The organism is Actinomadura sp. WMMA1423 (genome assembly GCF_006547145.1).
GTDB lineage: Bacteria > Actinomycetota > Actinomycetes > Streptosporangiales > Streptosporangiaceae > Spirillospora.
In genome coordinates, this window is the sequence record NZ_CP041244.1 from 4,797,977 (window position 1) to 4,817,169 (window position 19,193).

Sequence of the window (19,193 nt, forward strand, 5' to 3'; positions counted from 1 at the left end):
TGAGGGAGCGCCTCAAGTCACGGGGCCTCGACCGCCGAGATCACGTACCTCATCACCTCGGCGCCGCGGATCTGCGCGGCCTGCTCGGGCTCGGGGCCCTCCCCCCGGAAGCGCTCGACGTCCTCGCCGGACTCCCAGCGCTCGTACACGTTGATCCGGCCGGGTTCCAGCATGTCGGCCGAGAGGGCGTAGTCGAGGCAGCCGGGAGCGGCCCGGGCCGCCTCGACGGCCTTGCGGCAGCCCTCCAGATAGGCGTCGCGGGCGCCGGCGTCAACGTACAGCTTCCCCGAAATGATGATCATTAGAGCTTCCTCGCATCCCCTGTGGATCCCGGTCACGGTACAGACTGGACCGGCGCGAGAAAGTCGTCGCCGAGGTGAGGACTTCTTGCCCTCCGGCCGGAAAGGCGGCGAGCCACCGGCCCTGGGGACCGGTGGCTCGCTCTCAGGTGACGCGGACCTTTCAGCAGTACTTCGAGGAACCCGTCCGACCCCACGAGCACTTGTCCGCCACCCGGCCATTGGGATACAGCAGGTACGCGGTGTCACCGGTGTTGTTCCACACGTACCACTTGCGGCCCCAGTAGCGATGCGTCGCGCTGTTGGAGCCCTTGCCGGTGTGGACGTAAACCGACTTGCGACCCTTCAGGGTGAAGGAACCGAAGGTGTAGGTGTATCCGGTCTTGTCGCGGACCTTGACCCCCTTCATGTTCTTCGACGACCGGGACGTGTTGAACAGCTGCACCCACTCGCCGTTCAGCGACGCGTTGGACCCCTTGTCGCTCCCGGGCGAGTCGTAGTACACCCGGTAGATCTGCACCGCGCTGGCGGCCTCGGCCGGCGGCGCCATCAGCACCCCGCTCGCCACCGCTGCGGCGGCGGCCCCCGTGACGAGAAGCTTCCTCACCCCTGGACATCCCTTCCGATCGACGAATCCCTAGATGTATCGGTATTCACCGTTCAGTGGGGACTTCTGACCATGTCCGGGCCGGGCGCCAACCACGGGGCCCGACCGCGCGTCCCACTTATCGCGTTTCCGCAGGTGGTCCGGGGAAACACGGGGTCGTCAGGCCTCCTCGGGATCGCGCCCGACCGCGTGCCGTCCGCCGTCCACGGGCAGCACGGCTCCGTTGACGAAACTCGCCCCGTCCGAGAGCAGGTAGGCGACGGCGTCGGCCACCTCGTCCGGCCGTCCCACCCGGCCGACCGGATGCAGCAGCCGCATCTCGTCCTCGATGCGCGCGGCCTCCTCCGGCTCCTGCCGCCGCAGGAAGCCCTCGTACCGCTCGGTGGTGATCGACCCGAGCGCGACGACGTTCGTCCGGACGCCATGGGGCCCGTAGTCGACCGCCAGCGCGCGGCTCAGCCCCTCGACGGCCGCCTTCGCCGTGGCGTAGGGAAGCGATCCCCGAACCGGCCGCTGCGCCTGGTGCGAGGAGACGTTGACGATGGCGCCGCCCGTCCCGGCCGCCAGGAAGCGCCGGACGGCGGTCACGGACCCCACCACCGCCGGGTCGAAGTTCAGCGCCACGAGCCCGAGCAGCTCCTTCGGGGAGGGGTCGGCGACGTCCCGGAAGACGGCCGCGTTGTTGACCCACCCGGCGAGCGTCCCCGCCTGCTGCGCGGCGTCGGCGGCCCGTTCCGCGACGCTCTCGTCCGCCGCGCTGCCCACGACCGGGGTCACCTCGGCCCGGTCCCGCGTCCATTCGAGCGCGGCCTCGTCCATCTCGATGACGACGACGTGCCCGCCGTCCGCCGCGAGCCGCTCCACGATCGCCCGGCCGACCCCGCGCCCGCCCCCGGTCACCACGTACACCCGACTCACGGCACTCCCCTCCTCTGGACCACCCCCATGATCACTCGTCTGCCGGCGAACCCGCCATCGCGGACGGCGGCGGGCCCGGCCCCGCCGACGGCCCGGCCCCGGACGTTTCCCCAGATGCGCCGGACACCCCGCACTCTCCGCGATAGGTTCGCTACGTTCCGGATTGGATCGCAACAAACCGGGAGGCCCCTTGCAGGCGCGAGACTCACTGGACCCGTCACGCTCGATGTGGCATCTCATCGCGGTGCACCTGCGCCGCTACCGCGAGGCGCACGGCATGTCGGGGCAGGCTCTCGGCGACGTCCTCGACTGCGACCGCTCGACCGTGTCCCGGTACGAGTCCGCGACGCTCCGGCTCAAGCCGGCCCACGCCGAGGCCGTCGACCGCCTCTGGAACACGGGCGGGATGTTCGCGCACCTGGTCGGCTTCGCCGGGACGGCCGACGACGGCGACCGCCTCTCCTCGCTCATCGAGTTCGAACGGCGCGCGTCACGCATCCGCATGTGGGAGACGTCCGTCATCCCCGGGCTCTTCCAGACGCCGGACTACGCGCGGGCCACACTGACGGCGGGCATCGCCCACGACCCCGACACGGCCCTGGAGCAGCGGATGTCACGCAAGGCGGCCGTGCTCGACAGGGAGAACCCGCCGCGCGTGGCCGCCCTCCTGCACTGGTCGGCTTTGGAGCATGTGGTCGGCTCCACGGAGGTCATGCGCGACCAGTTCGCCCACCTGCTGGAACTGAGCGAGCATCCCCACATCAGCATCCGCGTCGTGGAGAACCAGGGCGCGGGCCATCCGGGGATCGACGGCCCCTTCCGGATCCTCACGGTCGACGGCAGCGACCTCGCCTACACCGAGGCGGCGAGCCGCGGACGGTTCCTGATGAACCCGTCCGACGTCCAGGAGATGGCGGTCAGGTACGACCTGATAAGCGACATAGCCGCCCCGGTGGGCCCGTCACGTTCCCTTCTGCGAGCCGCACTGGAGAGGCACTAGGCGAACCGCGGCGGCCCGGCGCTAGGCGGGTGCGGACTCGCAGAGTTCGACGATCCGCTCGCAGGTCTCGGTGATGTCGATGATCGGGAGCGTGCCCGTCGCGCCGGAGCGGGTGCGCCAGCGGAACGCCGCCGCCTCGCACCAGACGGTCAGGCCGCGGCCGTCGGTGAGGGTGGTCCCGTCCGCGCCGTCCTCGGGCTCGAAGCGGTCGAGGCCGCGCTGGACGAGCAGGGTGTGCAGGTCCTTCGCGGCGTAGGGGCCCTCCACCCGCCAGGCGCGGCGGCGGCGGACGGTGTGCGGGAGCGGCAGCGCGAACCAGGTCGCCTTGCCGCGGACCGCCGGCGTCCGCAGCCGCGACCGGGACGGGTGGTGGCCCCACCGGCCCTTCGTGAGGAGCTCGACGACCTTCAGCCCGGCGCCCTGGCCGGGCCGCTGCGGGCCGGGGCCGCACGGCCGCCAGGCCCTGACCGTGTCGAAAGCCTTGACGACCAGCTCGTCCCGGCCGCGGCCGTCGCAGCGCTGGTAGACCCAGAGTTCGGCGCCGGCCGGGCCGTCGCCGGGCGTGCCGTGCTGGAGGGCGTTCGCGGCGAGTTCGCTGACCATGAGCTTGATGTCGTCGACGTCCCGGACGGACAGGCCGAGGGCCGGGAGCAGGGCCGTGACGTGGGAGCGCGCGACGTGGGCGATGGAGTCGTCCGCGGGCAGGGGCAGGGCCGCGCAGCCGCCGTCCTCCAACCTCCAGGGGATCCCGCAAATCGTCGCGGACTTCGCCATGGCGCCCACCCTCGGGGTTGCGGAGACATTCGCAGTTCAGACAATCGCGACATGAGCCTCAATAGCTAGCGAGTCGCTATGTGTGAATCACAGATACACTTTTGCACATCTTCCGCCGCCAGGCTCGCGGCTCGGCAAGAAAGTTTCACGCACGAGTGAGACGTTCACCGATGCACCCGAAAGCCCCCAAACCGCTTCCCAGCATCGCGTCCCATGCGTGTACCGGCGGGTACCGGGACGGGCCGCCCCGCGCGCTGTAGCGTGAGCGGCGCCTGAGAGAGGGCCGCACACGCGAAAGATCCCCCAGGGGTGCAGCCCTGGGGGATCTTGTGTGCGGCCCGGCTCAGCGGTCGTACCGGCCCGCCCGCACGTCCTCGAGGAACGCGGCGAGAACGGACCGGGAGACGACGTGCGCCCCGGCCTCCGGGGTCCTGCTGTCGCGCAGCGCCGCGGCCGTGTCGAGATCGGCGACCTCGACACAGCCCCCGTTGCTGCTGGCGCTGGCGGTCGCCTTGAACCACCGTGCCTGAGAGAGGTCCATGTCGTGCTACTCCAGGGTTGAGATCACTTTCCTCAGGTGCTCCGCGGTGTCGGCGGGACCGAGCGCCGCCTGGCGGATCTGTTCGAAGAGCCGGTCATATGCCTCCACGTCGTCGGGGGTGTCGATCTCCTGGACGTCCGCGTCGTTCTCGAGGAAGACCATGGGAGGCTCCCCGCCGGGGAACCGGAAGATGTTGACCAGCGTGGACATGCCCGGGTGCATCCCGCCCGCGAGGCGCAGCAGCCGGAGCTCCACGTTCGGACGCTGGGACATGGCGAGCAGGTGGGCGAACTGGGCGCGCCGGTCGCCCGGGTCGCCCCACTCGTACAGCAGGGACGCCTCGGTGAGGACCGCGACCAGCTCCGGGGCCGTCCCGTCGTCGCGGTCGAGGATCTGCTGCCGCCGCAGGCGCGCGCGCATCGCGCGCTCGCGCCACTCGGGCGTCCTCGAACCGGACGACAGCAGCGCCTGCATGTAGGGCAGGGTCTGGAGGAGGCCCGGCAGCACCAGCGGCATGACCACCCGGATGCTCGACGCGTCGCTCTCGAAGCCCGGGAACTCGTTGTCGAACACGTCCGGGTAGTCACGCCACCAGGCCCGCCGCCGCGCACGGCCGGCCAGCTCCTCCAGTTCGCCGAGGTCGCTTCCCTCGTAGATGCGCGCCAGGTCGCGGATGTCGCTGAGCTCGGGGCGCACCCAGTTGTTGGCCTCGAACCGGCCGACCTTCCCCCGCCCCCAGTTCAGCCGGTCGCAGACCTGGTTGGCCGTGTATCCGGCCTCGACCCGCAGCTCCTTGAGCCTGCGCGCCAGCCCCCGCTTGGCGATGGTGGCCCCGTAGGCATCGCTCACGGGCACCACCTCCCTCGGCTTGCGGTCGGCATCAGCATACGCCTTCCGAATTTGTGAATCACAGATCTGGCCGGTTCAGGAAGCGGCGTGGTCGAACTCCCCGTTCCGCACCCCGTCGAGGAAGCAGGCCCACTCGTGCTCGTCGAACACCGAGACCAGCTCCCCGGACGTGCGCAGCAGCGTCCACTCGCCGGCGAAGGCGACCTCTATGCCGCCCTCGTCGGTCTGCGAGCGCCGCCATTCCAGGGCCTCGGGATCGATCCCCAACTCCTCGACGGACGGTTTCCTCACCCCTGCCTCCTCACCCTGCCTCCTCACCCTGCCTCCTCACCCTGCCTCCTCACCCGTTCTTCCTCGCCACGGCGCAGTACGCCCACCGCGAGCCGTCACTGTCGGCCGCGTCGGGGTCCTCCGCGCCCCACTCACCGATGTAGCAGACCTTCGCCGCCGCCCCCTCCCACGGCGGGACGATCCGCAGACCGGTGAAGAAGCGCTCGACCTCCGCGCGCGACCGCAGATGGACGCTCGCGGTGGACTTGGCGTACACGTCCCTGACCGTGCCGACCGCCCGGTCGGCCTGCCGGTCGCTGGTGCCCGCGGAGAGCACCAGGTAGCTGCCGGGCACCAGCCGGTCCATGTACCGCCGGACGATGGCCCACGGGTCGTCCCCGTCCGGGATGAAGTGGACCAGCGCCACGGCCAGCAGCGCGACCGGCCGCGTGAGGTCGATCATCTTGCCCGTGACCTCGTGCCCGAGCAGCCCGTCCGGGTCGCGGAAGTCGGCGGTGATGAACGCCGTTCCGGTGGACCCCGCCAGCAGCTTCTCGGCGTGCGCCCGCACCATCGGGTCGTTGTCGGCGTACAGCACGCACGCGTCGGACGCGACCGCCTGGGCCGCGTCGTGCGTGTTGTTCATCGTCGGCAGACCCGCGCCGACGTCGATGAACTGGCGGACCCCCTGCTGGGCCAGCCACCGCACCGAGCGCTGGAGGAAGCCGCGGTTCGCCCACGCCGCGTCGCCGGCCTCCGGCATGTTCGCCAGCACTTTCTCCGCCGCCGCCCGGTCGACCTCGAAATTGTCGGTGCCGCCGAGGTAGAAGTCGTACATCCGGGCTGGGCTCGGGACGCTGGTGTCCACTCCGGGCGGAGCCTGCTCGGTCTCGCTCACCCTCGGCCTCCTATACAGCAACTTGTGATGCACGAATTATGAAGCAAGGGTCGGCCCTTCCGGGCTGCTTCGCAAGGGTTCTCCGGCTTTGCTCCCGCCCCTTCGGCAGGGTTCGCACGCCCTTCGGGGGGCATGACCGGCCCAAAGGGGGAAAAGCATGAAAACCGCTCCGGACCTCGCGCTGCGCCAACTCACGATGCAGTTCATCGGCAATGCGACGACGCTGCTGCGCTGCGGGCCGTTCACCCTGCTGACCGACCCCAATTTCCTGCACCGCGGGCAGCGCGCCTATCTCGGTTTCGGGCTGACCACCCGGCGGCTCACCGAGCCCGCCCTGCAACCCTCCGACCTCCCGCGGCTGGACGCCGTCGTCCTGTCCCACCTCCACGGCGACCACTGGGACCGGATCGCCCGCGCGAAACTCGACCGGGGCCTGCCCGTCGTCACCACGCCCCACGCGGCCCGGCGCCTCCAGGGCTGGCACCGCTTCCGCCATGCGGTCGGTCTGCGCACCTGGGAGTCGCACACCCTGGTCAAGAACGGCGCGCTGCTGCGCATCACGTCCATGCCCGGTCGGCACGCCCCCGGCCCCGTCCGGAGGATGCTGCCCCCGGTCATGGGGAGCCTCCTGGAGTTCGGCCCCGCCACCGGCGAGGTGCAGTTCCGCCTGTACATCACCGGCGACACCCTGATGTTCGACGGCGTCCACCAGATCGCCCGCCGCAACCCCGACATCGACCTCGCCGTCCTCCACCTGGGCGGCACCACGCTGCCGGGCGGGCTCGTGGTCACCATGGACGGCGCCCAGGGCGCGGACCTCGTCGAGACGATCCGCCCGGCGACCGCCGTGCCCGTCCACTACAACGACTACACCGTCATGAAGTCGCCCCTGGATGACTTCCGACGCGAACTGGACCGTCGCGGCCTGTCCGACCGCGCCGCCTACGTCGCGCCGGGGGAGACCCGTACCTTCCGTCACTCGTGACGCCCGGCATCCAGTGTGAGCTGGGCAGATGCACCGGTGACCCTACGGTTTGGACAGGACATGTTCGAGATCGAGGACATACGTCAATGGCGCGGCCGGAACGTGATCGACTCGGCCGGGAGCAAGATCGGGCCGCTTGAGGCCGTCTACGTCGACACGCTCACCGACCAGCCCTCGTTCGCCACGGTGCGGGTCGGCGTGCCGACCCGGCAGCGGCTGGTCTTCGTGCCGCTGGACGGATGCACGCTGGGCCCGGACCACCTCCGCGTCGCGCACGACAAGAAGCAGGTCAAGGGCGCTCCGGCGATCGACACCAACGGCGAGCTGTTCGCCGACGCCGAACCGGAGGTCTTCGCCTACTACAGCCTGCCCTACCGCGCGGCCCCGGACGAGCGCCGCCTCGCCCGCCGCTGACTTTTCACAGTCCCGGCCCACTTCGCTCGCCTGGCGGCTGTGTTTACTCAGGCCCGGCCCACTTCGCTCGCCTAGCGGCTGTGTTTACTCAGGCCCGGCCCACTCCGCTCGCCTAGCGGCTCGCTACGTGACCGTGCCTGGGCGAACGCGGCATCGCTTCGCGATCCGCCCGGCTCCGCTCGCCTCCGGCTTCGCTCCACCGGGCAGGTCACGCGTTCGCGTGCGTGGCCGAGGCCGCTTTGAGACAGGCTCTGGCTCGCCCGCCGCCAGTCCGCCAGGCGCGGGTTCATGCGGGGGGCGGACGGCTCCGTCCCGAACGCACCTCGGGACGGGGCCGCCGCTCGGCGGGGTCAGCCGCCGATGCCCGACTCCTGCGCGGCGGCGATGATCGTCGCCGCGTCCTCGGGCAGGAGGTGGCCGGCGCTCACCGACGCCTGCGCGGCCGTCCGGACCTTGCCCACGTAGCCGTCGTGCGTCGGGTAGAGCAGCCTGAGCACCGGCTCCGCCGTCCACGGAAGGGACGGATCGGACGGGTCGCCCGCGTCATGCCGGTCCCAGGGGTCGGTACTGCCGTTCCACGGGTCCCGTGCGCCGTAGAGGCCGCAGAAGACGCCGCTGCCCGAGGTGTCGCGCATCCCGGTGAGCGTCCGCGTCGGCACCGCGACGTCCGGCAGCCGGACGCCGCCGGTCGCGAGCCCGGTGCGCGGGTCGCGCAGGATCGTGTCGAGCGGCGCCCCGCTCGCCGGCCGCGCCCCGCCGCGCGCCCACGCGGCCAGATGGCGCAGCGCCGCGTTCATCGAGTAGTGCCCCGGCCCGTCGTTGTACGGGGCGGACCCGGCCGCGCAGCCGGGTTGCGGCGCGGCCGACCCCGCGGACTTCGTCACCGTCGGTCCGCCCAGGTCGTAGGCCCACTGGTCGCCGTGCGAGGTCCCGGCCAGCTCCCAGTGCACGACCCGGTCGGTGTCCGGCTGCCGCGCGGCCGCCGCGAGCGGGACGTCGGTCTCGGTCAGCACCACGAAGGTGGGGACGGACAGGTCCGTCCGGATGCGGGACGGGTTCGGCATGAGGAGGGTGTCGGCGAGCTCGCCGCTGATCGGGGCCCCGACCGCGCCGTTGCTGTGGATCATGAAGCCGTCGTAGGCCCGCGAGACCGGCTGGACGGCGTTGGCGTACGTCGTCATCAGCCCCGCGGACTGGGACTCGCCGTCCGCGAGCAGCGTCCGCACCGCCAGGCCGCCGAGCGGATCCGGTCCGTTCGGGTCGCGCAGCGCCTGCCCGGCCTGGGAGAAGATGTCGTAGGAGAAGGCGTCTCCGGGGTGGACGAGGCTGCCGTACCGGGCCGGGTCCCATCCCTTGAGGCCGCGGATGTCCCCCAGGCCGCCGTTGACGCCGACCGACTGCGCCGAGACGCCGACCCACGCGTACCCCTTGCGCAGCAGCTCGTCCCGGGCGAACCAGTAGTCCGGCGACAGTTCGAGCTGGCCGCTGACGTTCAGCCACTCGACCACGACGGTCCCGTTGAACGCCGCCGGATCGGTGGGGCGCCGCACCAGGAGCCTCGTCTTGTAGGCGGCCTGCCCGGACGCCCGCACGTCCCACTGGCCGTTCGATCCCCACCAGCCGGACTTGGCGTACGAGGTGGCGGTACCGGAGATGAAGTACTCGCTCTCGGTGTACCCGAACGACCCGAGGTCCTCGGCCGCCGCCAGGAACGGGAAGCCGTGGCTCCCCGCCGGCGGGACGGTGACCACCGGCCCGGAGGGCGCGGCCAGGGCGGGCGGTGAGGCGGACAGCAGGGCGGCGAGGAGCCCCGCTCCCGTCGCGACGGCGGCGACGCGCCGCCAGGGGATCCGCAGGGAGAGACGCACGGTGACCTCCACGTGTCAGGGGGCCCACAGTGTCCGCCGCGCGTCCCGTGCTCCACATCGCGCGAATCGCCGGTCCCGATCGCGCTGATCGCCGGTCGCGGAAACGGCGCCGCCCCGTCCAGGAACCTGGACGGGGCGGCGCCGTTCTATGTGTTACCAGCGGTACCAGCGACCGCGGCGGCCGGACGGACCCGTGCTGCGGAGCACGAAGCCCAGCAGCCACAGGACCAGGACGATCGCGGCAAGGATCCACAGGACCTTGAGCGTGAAGCCGACACCGAACAGGATCAGCGCCAGCAGAAGCACCAGAATCATCAGCCAAGGCATTGGGGGTCCTCCTCTGGGGGTCTGCCTTAGTTCTGTTCGGGGCGGTTCGTCCCCGGTAATTGAAGCTTGATGCACATCAAAGGTCTCATTTCGGACACGCGGCGGTGTACGAGAAGCGACGCCCGCGAAGCTTCCTCCACGCGTCCGTGTCATGACAGAGAGTAACGAACTCAGATGGGTTCCGCCATGGCCGCGGCGCCGTCGGCGGCGGGGCCCGGGGCGCAGGCGCCACTGCGCCTGAAGGGTTCGCCCAGTTGGGCCAGGTAGCGCGACGGATAGTGGGGTTTGGCGGCCATGCCCAGGTCGTCGGAGGTGAACCGGCGGGCGGGATCGTGGCTGTAGGTGCCGAGCAGGTGGTCCCAGACCAGGGTGAACAGGCCGAAGTTGACGTCCCCGATCCCGGCCCGTTTGAGGTGGTGGAAGCGGTGGCCCTCGTTCAGGGCCAGGAGGTGCCTGGCGGGCCCGACGCGGTAGTCGGCGTTGGAGTGCTGGAGCAGGAGCTGGACGGCGACCGCGAGGGCGAGCGCGGAGGCCACGTCCACGGGGAGCCCGATGACCAGGAGCGGAGCGACGCCCGCCGTCATCTCGGCGGTCTGGTGCGCGGGATGCTTCATCAGCCCGTTGAGGCCGTAGAAGCGCTTCACGGAGTGGTGGACGGCGTGGAAGCGCCACAGCGGTCCCATCTTGTGGCTGGCGAGGTGCACCAGCGTGATCCCGGCGTCGGCCACGAGGACCGCCAGCAGCACCTGAGTCCACATCGGCCAGGCGTGCGGCCAGATGTCGGCGATCGACACCACGGCCGCCAGGGCGGGGATCGCGGCGACGCTCCCGAGGATGAGGGCCTCGTTCACGATCGTGTGCGCGGCGTCGCGGCCCCCGTCGTCCAGCGGACGGTTCCAGGCCTGGTCATAGGGCAGGATGCGTTCGGCGGTGAAGGAGGCGGCGATGGCCGCGGCCAGTAGCGCCAGCAGCCAGATCTTCCCGGCGCCGGCGCTCGCCAATGCGATGCCGGCGCCGTTCACGCCGAGCAGCATCGCGGGCGCGTACCCGTAGCGGACGGCTGCCCGCAGGACGCGCACGGGCGTGGTGGTGACCGTCGTGGTGCTCATGAACCGACCTTGACCCGGACAAGGGCGTCAAGCCTTGTACGGATCGGCTGCCTCTTCGCTTCGAACCGGCCGTAGGGGGCAGCGCGGTGAAGCGGTCAGAGGGCACTGCCTCCCGACCGCCGCGCGGAACGCGGGTCCGGAGGCCAGCCGGCGGCGCGGGCGGCCTGGGTGGGGGTGATGCCGAACATCGCGCGGCACACCCGGGTCAGGTGGGCGCTGTCGGTGAAACCGGCGGCGTGCGCGGCCTCGGTGAGGGTGGCGCCCTCGTGCACGGCGGCCATGGCGTGCTGGAGGCGGGCCCAGCGCCGCCAGGCGGTGTAGGGGAGGCCGAGCTGGTCGGTGAAGAGGTGCCCCAACCGGGTGATCGAGAGGCCGACCTCCGCCGCAGCCTCGGCCAGAGACTCGGGCACGTCGGGGCCGCCCGCACGCCGCGCTCCCTGCGAAGCTCGCCTCACCAGGGCGGCCAACGCCGGATGCAGCGGTCCGGGCGGCGGTGACGCGAGCGGCGCGGCGGCAGCGGCGATCCAGGTGCTCGCCATCCGCCGGTCACCGGCCGCGCTCACCCGGGCCGCGAGGGCGGCGGCGGTTCGTCCGGCCGGGTCCAGGTAGTACGTCGTCCCGCGCGCCTGTCCGGTGGCGTCCACGGTGTGGACGACCCCGGCGGGAATGATCGCCGAGGTCGCCCGCAGCCGGTGGCCGTACCGGTCCTGGAAGACCACCGTGCCACTGGTCAGGGTCACGACCTGCACCGCCGCGTGGGCGTGGGCGGCGGCACCGCCCAGCCGTCCGGTGAAGGTCAGAACGCCCCGCTCCAGCCGCGCCGTCCCCGCCCATCCGCTGTCAGCCCCGGACATCGCCGCACACCCCTGCCACCAGGAGCCGCCCTCCCCCACGGTAAGGCCGCGTCTCTCGGGCCACCATTACAGCGGCTGCGCCCCGTGCGAACGCGAACGCCGTCCTGGCGGCGGGGGACGGCGACCGCGGCTCAGGGCAGCGGGAGCAGCTCGATGAGCGAGTGCGAACCCGCCGGCTTCACCGAGTGGATCTGGAGGCCGACCGACCTCGCCATCTCGTCCAACTGCTCACGAGTGCGCTCCCTGCCCCTGACGTAGCAGAGCATGCGCAGGTCGCCTTCGGTGTTCGAGGCGGTGTAGGCGTCCTCGATGTGCTCCATGACGAGAACCTTCCCCGTCGCGGACGCCGCCTCGGCGCACCGCCGCAGGATGCGGACGGCTTCGTCGTCGTCCCAGTCGTGGAGGACTCCCGAGAGAAGGTAGCCGCCCGCCCCGGCGGGCAGCGGGTCGAAGAAACTGCCTGCCTGAGCCTCGGCCCGGTGCTCCAGCCCGGCCGAGGCGATGGCCTCCCGGGCGCGGGCCGCCGGACCGTCCAGGTCGAGCACCGTCCCCCGCAGATCCTCGTGGGCGCGCAGGATGGCGATCAGCAGGCTTCCGTTGCCGCCGCCCACGTCGACCACATGGCCGAGCGAGGCCCAGGGATAGGCGGCCGCCACGGCTTCAGCGTCCGCCGCCAGCCGGGAGCCCATCAGCGCGTCGAACGACGCCCCCAGCCCGGGATCGTCCGAGAGCTCCTCCCAGTAGCCGCGCCCGAACTGGCGCGGGTACGCGGGCTCACCGGTGCGGACGGTGTGCAGCAGCTGGACGAAGCACAGATCGGCGCGCCCGATCGCCCCGTCCAGATCGATCCAGCGCCGGACGCCGTCCGGGTGGTCGTCGCGGAGCCGCTCCCCCATCGCCGTCAGACCGTAGGCGCCGTCCTCCTCGCGGGACAGCACGTCGGCGGCCACCAGATGGCCCATCAGACGCCCCAGCGCGTCCTGGTCGGCGCCCGTCTCCGCGGCCAGCGCCTCGACCGTCCGCTGACCGGCGGCGATGTGGTCGGCCAGCCGCAGAGTCGCCGCGACCCGGATGGCCATCGGCGTCAGCAGGTCGGCCGCCGCCCACAACTCCCCGCCCCAGCGCTCTTCTTCAGTCATGCCGCCTCCCCGCTCCACACGTCTCGGCCCGAGAGGTCACGAGCCCGATCCAACCGCACCCCTACGACATTCCACGCCGCTCGTTCAGCCGACGACAGGAAGACCTGATCCAGCGGCGGCCGGGGCGGGCGGCGGTTCGCTGATGGCGGCGATGCGGAAGCGGGCGGCGGTGAAGGCATCCATCATCGCGTGCCAGGCTCGTGATCAGGTGAGGCGTGGGGCGGGTGTTAGAACTCGTTGAGGGGTTCTGACTGGTAGGCGTGGTGGAGCAGGTCCAGGAAGCGGGGGGCTTCGGGGACGGGGGTCGGGCCGATCCGGTGGACGGCGACTCCTGGCGTCCACGAGTTCATGACCACGGCTCCGGAAAGGGCCGGGACGTCGGCCGGCGTGATCCGCTCGACGCGCTGGGGGACGCCGAGGCGGTCCAGCTGGCGGCGGACGATGCCCATGGTGATCCCGGTCAGGACTTCGGCGTCGGGCCACAGCACGGTGTCGCCGTCCCAGAAGGCCAGGTTCCAGATCGTCGCTTCGCTGAGCCGGCCCTGGCGGTCGACGAAGGCGGCGTCGTCGAAGCCGTCCTGGACGGCGCGGTGCATGAGATAGGTCTTCGCCACCTCACCGACATGCTTCAGAGCAGGGAGGAACCGGTCATACTCCACCGTCGCCAATGTCAGTGGCCCCGTGGGACCGAAGGCGGGAGGCCCCGTCCGGACGAGGACCTCCAGCTCCGGCTGAACCCCGTCCGCGCTGAACTCTCCCGGCGACGAGTAGATCGTGACCGTCAGCGAGACGTCGGCCGGCCCCGCCTGGATCGCCGTCCGCAGATAGGACCGCACCCGCTCGTCCGGCAGCGCCGTGCCGAACAGCTCCATCGAGGCCGACCGCAACCGTTCCAGATGGAGGTCGACGCCGCGGACCCTGCCGCCGCGCACCTGCATGGCGCTGAAGTGGGCGTATCCCGCGAAGGCGAGCGGCGCCAGCTCATCGGCGGTCGCCGTGCGGCCGTTGCGGTGGACGACGAGAGGGGTCATGAACGTCTCCAGCGGTGCGGAATGATCGCTTGGGAGGCGACGTTAGGCGTTCACATCGGTGAGAAGGTCAATCCGGAGCGGTGACATGCTGATCGGGGAGTTGTCCCGGCGTACGGGGGTCAGCACGCGGCTGCTGCGCTACTACGAGGAGCAGGGGCTCCTCGACGTCGAGCGCGACTCGAACGGCTACCGGCGCTACGGCGACGGCTCCGTGCTCACCGTGCGGAAGATCCGCGTCCTGCTGGACGCGGGGCTGACCACCGAGGTGATCCGCCAGGTGCTCCCCTGCACCCGCAGCGACCAGCCGGAATTCGACTGGTGCTCGGGCATCACCGACCTCCTCGACCGCGAACTCATGGCCCTGGACGCCCGCATCGATGGCCTCAGGCGTAACCACGACGCCCTCACCGGCTTCCTTGCCCGGCGTCCACCGGACGAGTAGCCGCTGCATGACCAGCACGGCAAGCTGGTCCGGCCCGCGACGTTGTCCACGAGGCGTTCCTCACCCTCGCCTGCGGCATCATGTGCCGGCGCCGACAAGCCGACCTCGCTCTTTCGTTAGGGACTCTTCGGGATTATGGCAGCGCAGTCGGTCTCGTCGGGCAGCAGTGGCCGGAAGATCACTGTGTACAGGCCGGGGCCGCTGCGCCACTGCGCGGTGGTCGAGGCCGAACCGGCGAGGCGCGCGGCGGCTTCGGCGTCGGCGCCCGTGAGGAGGGTGCAGGTCGCGGACCGGCCGGCCGGGAGCGGCCGCAGCGGCCACGGCGCGGCCTGGGTCCCGGAGCCCGGGGAGTCTCCGGATGGGTCTTTCGCGGGCCGCCAGGCCACGATCGCCATCCGCTCCGGGCGGTAGGCCACCGGCGGGCGCAGGAGGTCGCCGCGCGGCAGGGCCCGCAGACGGCGGGCGAGCCGGTTGATCATCCAGACACGCACACCGCCGGCACCCGCCTGCACGGTCGAGGCGTGCTGCCGGCGGTCCGCCAAGAACGTGACCACGGTGAGGCCGCCGTCGGCTGTCTGTTCCTTGCTGTGGAATGTGCGGGACGTGGTCAGCCCGGCGAGGCGGGCGTCGCGGTAGAGGCGGCGATAGGCCGTGCGCGTCAGCCGGTGGTCCTTCACGACGTCGCGAGCGGGCGACTCGGCGAGATCGATCGCCGTGGTCAGCACGCGCCCGTCGCCGTACACGGAGATGTCGGGGACCGGGCGGTCGACCGGCGAGCCCATGCCCTTCACGAACTGGATTCGCAGCACGAGCGCGTCCGGGTCGCTTGGTGGATCGGGCGCCCACCATGTGCGGTGGTGAGCGGTGGCGAGAAGCCCCACCGCCAGGGAAACGGCGAGAGCTCCCGATATGAGGAGGCGTCGCGTCCGGGTTGACACGCGCGTTCGACGACCCGGAGGCGCGCCGGGTTCCCCATTCACTCGGACCTCAGGACGAAAGATCGTTTTGTTGGGACCTTCTCAAGGCTGCTCGCAGCCGCATGCCACGCGTGTGCCCGCCAGGAGAATCTCGGCGCGTCTCCGATGATTCTCGGTCGCGCGGCCGGTCCTCCTTCTGGAGCAAGCGAGGGGAGCGATCGGCGTGGATCTGTACAGCGTCATGTGCGTGAGCGACCAGGCGAAGTCCCTGGAGTGGTTCGGCGCGTTCTTCGGGCGCCCGGCGGACGAGGTCATCGGCGAAGAACATCTGTGGCACGTCGGTGAGAACGCGTGGGTCGTCGTCGACGACCGGGACGTGCGAGCCGAGCGGGTGGGCCAGGCCATGGTCACGCTAGGTGTGACCGGCCTCGACGACATCCTGGCCCGACTCGCCGCCCACGGCATCGGCCACGAACCTGTGGAGACCTACGGCAATGGCGTGCGCCACGTCGTCGTCCTGGACCCGGACGGGAACAGCCTGTCCCTGGCCGAAGCCCCCGTCCAGTAGTCCTGCGGGCTCCCGCATGCGATGTGTCTGCGCATGCGGGGACGGTGTCACGAGGCCGAAGCGCGCGAAAGCAGGCGGCGGCCCCTCCGGTGGGCGCCCTCCTTGGCCATGTCGCTCTGGGCGCCCGGCGGCGGGACCCGGACCTCGATACGCCCGTTCTGGATCCGCGCCTCGTAGGACGGCTGCGGCGAGCTGGCCGGGCCCCGCTCGATGCCGCCGTCGGCGAGGCGGAACGTGCTGTCGTGCCAGGGGCAGATGACGCAGCCGTTCTCGATCGTCCCCTCGCCCAGCGGGCCGCCCATGTGGCTGCAGGTGGCGGCTATGGCGTGCACCTCCGTGGCCGTCCGGTAGAGCAGGACCCGCACGCCGTCCGCGTCGGCCGTTCGGTGCTCGCCCTCGGCCAGTTCGGACGCCGCCAGTACGGGCGTCCAGTCGTCAGGGCCCTCCTGCCACGCGGTGCGGTTGACGTTGACGCCCTGGGCGAAGCTCATGTGACCGCCGAGGTAGGCGCTGATGCCCATCGCCGTGAGGCCGGCGAACCGCAGGGCCTTGCCCTTGCGGCGGCCCCCGCCCCTGCTCGCGACGAGGGACGCCGCGTACAGCGCCAGCGCCACGGTGTTGAGCCCCGCGTGGACGAGGCCCACCCGGCGCTCGGCCCCGAGCGTGTCGGCCCAGTCGTTGAATCCGGTGAGGGCGGTGGGCACGGCGGCGGCCACTCCGGCCGCCGTCATCAGTTCGGTGAACGGTTCGGCCTCGGATCCGCCGACCATGTCCAGCAGCCCGGCCATGCTCCACGCGCCGATCGCCACGTCCGTGAGCGACGGGTGCAGCGGATGCCCCAGATTCGTCCCGCTGAGCAGATCGCGGATCGGTTTCGGCTGGACCGCCCGTTGGACCACGGAACTGACCGGTTCGGCGACCTTGTCCAAGGCCTCCGCGTTCTCCACCCGGTGGATCGCCCTGTGCGGCATGCTCATAACGCCCTCCCCCAGACACGACTACACGTCCGCTCCCTATCCCCCGAACACCCCCTGAAACCGCCCACCCGCCTCATCGCCCTGCCGCCGGGGCGTGGTTACCGGCACCGAGCCCGCGTGGACGGCACCCTAGGACGTGGCGAGTCGGGCGCGGAGGGCGGCGGCGCCGCTCTCGGTGAGCCAGTCGGTGAGGGTCCGCAGCCCGGGGTGGATGACGCGCAGAGCCTCGATGTCCGCGTGCCAGCGGTCACCGTCCTGCCAGCGCTTCCTGGTCGCGGCGATCTCGGGGTTGAGCGCGGCCGCCTCGTCGTCGGTGAGCTGCCGGTACCGGACCGGGACACCGGTCGCCTCGCTGATCGCGGCGGCGGCCTCGACCGGCGTGGGTTCGTCGCCGGCCAGTTCCAGCGTCCGTCCGGCGAACCGGGCGGGGTCGGCGAACGCGAGCGCGGCGAACTCCGCGACGTCCTCCAGCGCGATGATCTGCATCGGCTGGTGCGGCGAGAAGAGGTGCCGGTGCACGCCGTCGGAGATGCCGTCGATGCCCCTCCCGACGCCGAGATAGTTGGTCATGAACCGGACCGGGCGCAGCACGGTGGGCAGGGCGATGCGGTCGCGCAGGTACTCCTCGATCAACGCCTTCCCCCTGGAATGCGGTGACCCGCTCGATGCCGAGGCGACGGTGCTGAACACGACCTGCTCGATTCCCGCCGCGGCCGCGGCGTCGATCAGCCTCCGGCCGCGGGCCGCTTCGAGATCCGCGTCGGTTCCGGCCGGGCCGTAGGCCACGGGCGGTATGCCGAACACGGCGGAGGCGCCGTCGAGGGCGGTCCGCAGGCTCGCCGGGTCATCGAAGTCGCCGCGCACGAGTTCGGCGCCTGCCTCGGCCAACGCGGTCGCGGCAGATGCTCCGAGGTCGCGGACCAGGGCCCGCACCGGCCGCCCTTCGGCGAGCAGCCGGTGGACGGTGGCGCCGCCCTGCTTGCCGGTGGCGCCGGTGACGAGGATCGGGGAGTCGGGGGTCGCGGTGCTCATAACGCCCTTTCCGGAGATGGCGGGGATGGGGATACTGGAACGATCCGGAATGCTCCACCCGTTTCTGCATCGCGGACAAGGATTTCGTGACATGACAGCAGCCCCGTCCCCGGCGCCCGCCGGACGCGCCGACGCACTCCGCAACAGGGAGACCGTGCTCCGCACGGCGGCACGCGTGTTCGCCGAAGAGGGCCTGGAGGTGTCACTCGGCCGGATCGCGCAGCGCGCCGGGGTCGGCGCCGGAACCGTCTACCGGCATTTCCCGAGTAAGGACGCCCTGGTCGAGGCGGTCCTCGCCCGCAACGTCGAGGGACTGGTGGCCGCCGCCGATCGGTGGGCCGCCCGCGCGGCCCCCGGCGAGGCCCTCTTCGGCTTCCTGCTCGAAGTGATCGAGAAGTCGGCGGGCCGCCGGCACGTCTGCGACGTCCTCACCGCCGATCGGGGCTGGCCGCGCGCCGTGCTGGGCGCCGCGGCACAGCGGTTCGGGAAGGCGCTGGAGCGACTGCTGCGCGACGCGAAGGAGGCCGGCGCGGTACGTGCGGACGTGCGGGCCGACGACCTGTCAGCGCTGGTCATCGGCTGTTCTGCTCTGCTTTCGGCCCACCGGGACTCGGGACGCGGCATGCGAATGGCACGGTTCATGCTGGACGGACTGCGCCCGCCGGTCGTCACGAAAGCCGACGTTTTCCGTGACGCTCCCTCTTCTCCGGGTCACGAAACGAAGGGCTTGAGGTACTGCGCGGAATGCGGCGCGCAGTTGCGCACGCGTCCCACCGGGCGACCCGCCCGCTTCTGCGGCCCCACCTGCCGCCAGCGCGCACACCGCCGCCGTCCGGTCACCTGGCAAGGCTGACGGCTCTCGTGGACCATGGGCCTTTTCCTCGTTCTCAACCGATGTTCTACTGATGGCATGGCGACCGTTCGGGAACAGCTTCGGACAGCCGTTCGCGGAGCGATCGACGAAATGACCGCGCCCATTCCGTCTGTGCACGCCCGGCGGAAGGATCCGGACGGCCGGATCAGACGCACGCGCTGGCAGCGCTTCTTCGCGCCAGGTGTGGACAGCAATTGGCTGATGCTGTGCACGACGCTGGTGCTCCAGGGGTTCCTGCTCTACAACCTGCTTCAGCACCTTGACGAGTACTCGTTCGCGTGGTGGCACGGGACCCTTATCGTGCTCTTCGGGGTGCCGCTTTTTCTCTGCCTCATCACCCGGACCTTGTGCGTGATCGCACTCAAGAGCGCCCTCCCGCGCCGGCTCAAGGGCCGCCTTGCGCGGCGGGCGGAGTGAGACGGACGGCAGCCCCTACGGATCGCGCCGTACGCATTGACGGCCCCCAGTGGTCGCCGGCGGCGTCACCGCACGTCCACACG

The 19,193-nt window shown here is 71.3% G+C and carries 24 protein-coding genes; 7 read left to right on the top strand and 17 right to left on the bottom strand.

From position 1 onward, the window contains the following. Nucleotides 1-17 precede the first annotated feature (17 nt). The 3 genes from FKD65_RS22170 to FKD65_RS22180 form a co-directional block, all read right to left on the bottom strand. Nucleotides 18-302: a putative quinol monooxygenase gene (locus FKD65_RS22170; protein WP_141579304.1), complete on the bottom strand. Its 285-nt coding sequence runs from the start codon at nt 300-302 to the stop codon at nt 18-20. 160 nt (nt 303-462) lie between these two features. Continuing rightward, the gene (locus tag FKD65_RS22175) at nt 463-906 is read right to left on the bottom strand and encodes a lamin tail domain-containing protein (RefSeq protein WP_240809545.1); all 444 of its coding nucleotides are present in this window, start codon (nt 904-906) and stop codon (nt 463-465) included. Between the two features lie 159 nt (nt 907-1,065). Continuing rightward, nucleotides 1,066-1,824, bottom strand: coding sequence for an SDR family NAD(P)-dependent oxidoreductase (locus FKD65_RS22180; RefSeq protein WP_141579305.1), 759 nt, complete (start codon nt 1,822-1,824; stop codon nt 1,066-1,068). Between the two features lie 190 nt (nt 1,825-2,014). Between FKD65_RS22180 and FKD65_RS22185 the strand changes: the two genes are divergently transcribed. Next, nucleotides 2,015-2,824, top strand: a complete 810-nt coding sequence (locus tag FKD65_RS22185; RefSeq protein WP_141579306.1) for a helix-turn-helix transcriptional regulator — start codon at nt 2,015-2,017, stop codon at nt 2,822-2,824. Nucleotides 2,825-2,845: 21 nt separating this feature from the next. Here the strand turns inward: FKD65_RS22185 and FKD65_RS22190 are convergent, their stop codons facing one another. From FKD65_RS22190 to FKD65_RS22210, 5 genes are all read right to left on the bottom strand, one after another. Continuing rightward, nucleotides 2,846-3,598 (bottom strand): hypothetical protein, encoded by a 753-nt coding sequence (locus tag FKD65_RS22190; RefSeq protein WP_141579307.1) that lies wholly within the window; start codon nt 3,596-3,598, stop codon nt 2,846-2,848. A gap of 343 nt (nt 3,599-3,941) precedes the next feature. Then, nucleotides 3,942-4,139 carry a DUF397 domain-containing protein gene (locus FKD65_RS22195; protein WP_141579308.1) on the bottom strand — a complete coding sequence of 66 codons (198 nt, stop codon included), beginning with the start codon at nt 4,137-4,139 and terminating at the stop codon, nt 3,942-3,944. A 6-nt stretch (nt 4,140-4,145) separates the two neighbouring features. After that, a complete protein-coding gene (locus FKD65_RS22200) occupies nt 4,146-4,988 on the bottom strand; it encodes a helix-turn-helix transcriptional regulator (protein ID WP_168221146.1) in 843 nt (280 codons plus the stop codon). A gap of 75 nt (nt 4,989-5,063) precedes the next feature. Then, nucleotides 5,064-5,279 carry a DUF397 domain-containing protein gene (locus FKD65_RS22205; protein ID WP_141579310.1) on the bottom strand — a complete coding sequence of 72 codons (216 nt, stop codon included), beginning with the start codon at nt 5,277-5,279 and terminating at the stop codon, nt 5,064-5,066. Nucleotides 5,280-5,328: 49 nt separating this feature from the next. Then, nucleotides 5,329-6,156 carry an SAM-dependent methyltransferase gene (locus FKD65_RS22210; protein WP_141579311.1) on the bottom strand — a complete coding sequence of 276 codons (828 nt, stop codon included), beginning with the start codon at nt 6,154-6,156 and terminating at the stop codon, nt 5,329-5,331. Between the two features lie 157 nt (nt 6,157-6,313). Here FKD65_RS22210 and FKD65_RS22215 point away from each other — a divergent pair, with 157 nt between their 5' ends. Together FKD65_RS22215 and FKD65_RS22220 are read left to right on the top strand one after the other, a co-directional pair. Further along, nucleotides 6,314-7,141 carry an MBL fold metallo-hydrolase gene (locus FKD65_RS22215; protein ID WP_141579312.1) on the top strand — a complete coding sequence of 276 codons (828 nt, stop codon included), beginning with the start codon at nt 6,314-6,316 and terminating at the stop codon, nt 7,139-7,141. A gap of 60 nt (nt 7,142-7,201) precedes the next feature. Next, nucleotides 7,202-7,555 carry a PRC-barrel domain-containing protein gene (locus FKD65_RS22220; RefSeq protein WP_141579313.1) on the top strand — a complete coding sequence of 118 codons (354 nt, stop codon included), beginning with the start codon at nt 7,202-7,204 and terminating at the stop codon, nt 7,553-7,555. Between the two features lie 350 nt (nt 7,556-7,905). On the opposite strand, the gene FKD65_RS22225 is transcribed toward FKD65_RS22220, so the two are convergent. The 6 genes from FKD65_RS22225 to FKD65_RS22250 all read right to left on the bottom strand — a co-directional run bounded on the left by FKD65_RS22225 (nt 7,906) and on the right by FKD65_RS22250 (nt 13,883). Beyond that, a complete protein-coding gene (locus FKD65_RS22225; protein ID WP_141579314.1) occupies nt 7,906-9,423 on the bottom strand; it encodes an alpha/beta hydrolase domain-containing protein in 1,518 nt (505 codons plus the stop codon). A 153-nt stretch (nt 9,424-9,576) separates the two neighbouring features. Beyond that, entirely contained in the window at nt 9,577-9,750 is a 174-nt protein-coding gene (locus tag FKD65_RS22230) for a hydrophobic protein (protein WP_141579315.1), read from the bottom strand. Nucleotides 9,751-9,920: 170 nt separating this feature from the next. Continuing rightward, nucleotides 9,921-10,859 carry a sterol desaturase family protein gene (locus FKD65_RS22235; protein ID WP_205718214.1) on the bottom strand — a complete coding sequence of 313 codons (939 nt, stop codon included), beginning with the start codon at nt 10,857-10,859 and terminating at the stop codon, nt 9,921-9,923. A 95-nt stretch (nt 10,860-10,954) separates the two neighbouring features. After that, nucleotides 10,955-11,713: an AraC family transcriptional regulator gene (locus FKD65_RS22240; protein ID WP_141579316.1), complete on the bottom strand. Its 759-nt coding sequence runs from the start codon at nt 11,711-11,713 to the stop codon at nt 10,955-10,957. Between the two features lie 131 nt (nt 11,714-11,844). Next, on the bottom strand, nt 11,845-12,852 hold the full coding sequence (locus FKD65_RS22245) for a methyltransferase (protein ID WP_141579317.1): 1,008 nt from the start codon (nt 12,850-12,852) through the stop codon (nt 11,845-11,847). 227 nt (nt 12,853-13,079) lie between these two features. Then, complete coding sequence (locus tag FKD65_RS22250; protein WP_141579318.1) at nt 13,080-13,883, bottom strand: aminotransferase class IV family protein; 804 nt, start codon at nt 13,881-13,883, stop codon at nt 13,080-13,082. A gap of 85 nt (nt 13,884-13,968) precedes the next feature. Here FKD65_RS22250 and FKD65_RS22255 point away from each other — a divergent pair, with 85 nt between their 5' ends. After that, nucleotides 13,969-14,325, top strand: coding sequence for a MerR family transcriptional regulator (locus tag FKD65_RS22255; RefSeq protein WP_141579319.1), 357 nt, complete (start codon nt 13,969-13,971; stop codon nt 14,323-14,325). Nucleotides 14,326-14,441: 116 nt separating this feature from the next. On the opposite strand, the gene FKD65_RS22260 is transcribed toward FKD65_RS22255, so the two are convergent. Beyond that, entirely contained in the window at nt 14,442-15,134 is a 693-nt protein-coding gene (locus tag FKD65_RS22260) for a hypothetical protein (RefSeq protein ID WP_141579320.1), read from the bottom strand. Nucleotides 15,135-15,465: 331 nt separating this feature from the next. Here FKD65_RS22260 and FKD65_RS22265 point away from each other — a divergent pair, with 331 nt between their 5' ends. Continuing rightward, nucleotides 15,466-15,810: a VOC family protein gene (locus FKD65_RS22265; protein WP_141579321.1), complete on the top strand. Its 345-nt coding sequence runs from the start codon at nt 15,466-15,468 to the stop codon at nt 15,808-15,810. Nucleotides 15,811-15,857: 47 nt separating this feature from the next. On the opposite strand, the gene FKD65_RS22270 is transcribed toward FKD65_RS22265, so the two are convergent. After that, the gene (locus FKD65_RS22270) at nt 15,858-16,787 is read right to left on the bottom strand and encodes a Rieske 2Fe-2S domain-containing protein (protein ID WP_141579322.1); all 930 of its coding nucleotides are present in this window, start codon (nt 16,785-16,787) and stop codon (nt 15,858-15,860) included. 129 nt (nt 16,788-16,916) lie between these two features. Next, entirely contained in the window at nt 16,917-17,819 is a 903-nt protein-coding gene (locus FKD65_RS22275) for an NmrA/HSCARG family protein (RefSeq protein WP_141579323.1), read from the bottom strand. Nucleotides 17,820-17,910: 91 nt separating this feature from the next. Between FKD65_RS22275 and FKD65_RS22280 the strand changes: the two genes are divergently transcribed. Further along, nucleotides 17,911-18,672 carry a TetR/AcrR family transcriptional regulator gene (locus FKD65_RS22280; RefSeq protein ID WP_141579324.1) on the top strand — a complete coding sequence of 254 codons (762 nt, stop codon included), beginning with the start codon at nt 17,911-17,913 and terminating at the stop codon, nt 18,670-18,672. Between the two features lie 57 nt (nt 18,673-18,729). Next, a complete protein-coding gene (locus FKD65_RS22285) occupies nt 18,730-19,110 on the top strand; it encodes a hypothetical protein (protein ID WP_141579325.1) in 381 nt (126 codons plus the stop codon). Nucleotides 19,111-19,193 lie beyond the last annotated feature (83 nt).

What these genes read in the sequence shown, in the direction of transcription:
- FKD65_RS22170 (WP_141579304.1), bottom strand. Translation starts at nt 302, where the DNA reads ATGATCATCATTTCGGGGAAGCTGTACGTTGACGCCGGCGCCCGCGAC.
- FKD65_RS22190 (WP_141579307.1), bottom strand. Translation starts at nt 3,598, where the DNA reads ATGGCGAAGTCCGCGACGATTTGCGGGATCCCCTGGAGGTTGGAGGAC.
- FKD65_RS22195 (WP_141579308.1), bottom strand. Translation starts at nt 4,139, where the DNA reads ATGGACCTCTCTCAGGCACGGTGGTTCAAGGCGACCGCCAGCGCCAGC.
- FKD65_RS22215 (WP_141579312.1), top strand. Translation starts at nt 6,314, where the DNA reads ATGAAAACCGCTCCGGACCTCGCGCTGCGCCAACTCACGATGCAGTTC.
- FKD65_RS22220 (WP_141579313.1), top strand. Translation starts at nt 7,202, where the DNA reads ATGTTCGAGATCGAGGACATACGTCAATGGCGCGGCCGGAACGTGATC.
- FKD65_RS22230 (WP_141579315.1), bottom strand. Translation starts at nt 9,750, where the DNA reads ATGCCTTGGCTGATGATTCTGGTGCTTCTGCTGGCGCTGATCCTGTTC.
- FKD65_RS22235 (WP_205718214.1), bottom strand. Translation starts at nt 10,859, where the DNA reads ATGAGCACCACGACGGTCACCACCACGCCCGTGCGCGTCCTGCGGGCA.
- FKD65_RS22240 (WP_141579316.1), bottom strand. Translation starts at nt 11,713, where the DNA reads ATGTCCGGGGCTGACAGCGGATGGGCGGGGACGGCGCGGCTGGAGCGG.
- FKD65_RS22245 (WP_141579317.1), bottom strand. Translation starts at nt 12,852, where the DNA reads ATGACTGAAGAAGAGCGCTGGGGCGGGGAGTTGTGGGCGGCGGCCGAC.
- FKD65_RS22250 (WP_141579318.1), bottom strand. Translation starts at nt 13,883, where the DNA reads ATGACCCCTCTCGTCGTCCACCGCAACGGCCGCACGGCGACCGCCGAT.
- FKD65_RS22255 (WP_141579319.1), top strand. Translation starts at nt 13,969, where the DNA reads ATGCTGATCGGGGAGTTGTCCCGGCGTACGGGGGTCAGCACGCGGCTG.
- FKD65_RS22270 (WP_141579322.1), bottom strand. Translation starts at nt 16,787, where the DNA reads ATGAGCATGCCGCACAGGGCGATCCACCGGGTGGAGAACGCGGAGGCC.
- FKD65_RS22275 (WP_141579323.1), bottom strand. Translation starts at nt 17,819, where the DNA reads ATGAGCACCGCGACCCCCGACTCCCCGATCCTCGTCACCGGCGCCACC.
- FKD65_RS22280 (WP_141579324.1), top strand. Translation starts at nt 17,911, where the DNA reads ATGACAGCAGCCCCGTCCCCGGCGCCCGCCGGACGCGCCGACGCACTC.
- FKD65_RS22285 (WP_141579325.1), top strand. Translation starts at nt 18,730, where the DNA reads ATGGCGACCGTTCGGGAACAGCTTCGGACAGCCGTTCGCGGAGCGATC.